Origin of the sequence: Mesorhizobium sp. M7A.F.Ca.CA.003.01.2.1, assembly GCF_003998945.1 — a bacterium.
In the GTDB taxonomy this organism is placed as follows: domain Bacteria; phylum Pseudomonadota; class Alphaproteobacteria; order Rhizobiales; family Rhizobiaceae; genus Mesorhizobium; species Mesorhizobium ciceri.
In genome coordinates this window covers 1-885 of the sequence record NZ_RZRA01001423.1, presented here as the reverse complement: position 1 = coordinate 885, position 885 = coordinate 1, and the positions used below count along the sequence as shown (strand labels likewise).

Sequence of the window (885 nt, the reverse complement as noted above, 5' to 3'; positions counted from 1 at the left end):
GACCACGAAAAGGACCGCCGCATCCGCTTCGAGAACGCGCCGCGCTTCGGCCTTGTTGGCAAGCCGCTCGACATGACCTACCGCGTCATCTCGACCGAAAACGAGACTGGCCCGGTCGATGTGCGCGTCTCGGTCAATGGCGAGCAGGTCGCCGTCGAGCACGCCACCGTTGGCCAGGCCATGCCGCTGCAGGTCACCATTCCGGGCGCCGGCCGCAACATCGTCGAACTCGCCATCGATCGCGAGCCAGGCGAACTGACCGACACCAACAACCGCGCCATCGCACTGATCGACGGCATTCGCGAGAACCTGCGTGTGCTGCTCGTCTCCGGCGAGCCGCATGCCGGCGAGCGCACCTGGCGCAACCTGCTGAAATCCGACGCCTCGGTCGATCTTGTCCATTTCACCATCCTGCGGCCGCCGGAAAAGCAGGACGGCACGCCGATCAACGAATTGTCGCTTATCGCCTTCCCGACCCGCGAACTGTTCGTCGAGAAGATCAAGGATTTCGACCTCATCATCTTCGACCGCTACCAGCACCGCGACGTGCTGCCGATCCTCTATTACGACTACATCTCCGAATATGTCGAAAAGGGCGGCGCGCTGCTGATCGCGGCCGGCCCCGAATATGCCGGCGAAAGCTCGATCGCGCGCACGCCGCTGATGGCCGCCCTGCCGGCGATGCCGACCGGCGAAGTTGTCGACAAGGCCTTCTATCCGCGCCTCACCGAACTCGGCCAGCGCCACCCGGTGACGCGTGGGCTCGATGGCTCGGCCACCGAGCCGCCGCACTGGAGCCGCTGGTTCCGCACCATAGGCGTGCAGAACCCGGAAGGCGAAGTGGTCATGAAGGGCGCCGACAACCGGCCGCTGCTGCTGCTCGAC

General features: G+C 65.2%; 1 pseudogene. It reads left to right on the top strand.

Annotated features, from left to right (window positions below):
- A pseudogene (locus EN969_RS33185) lies at positions 1-885 on the top strand (hypothetical protein); the annotation flags it as partial.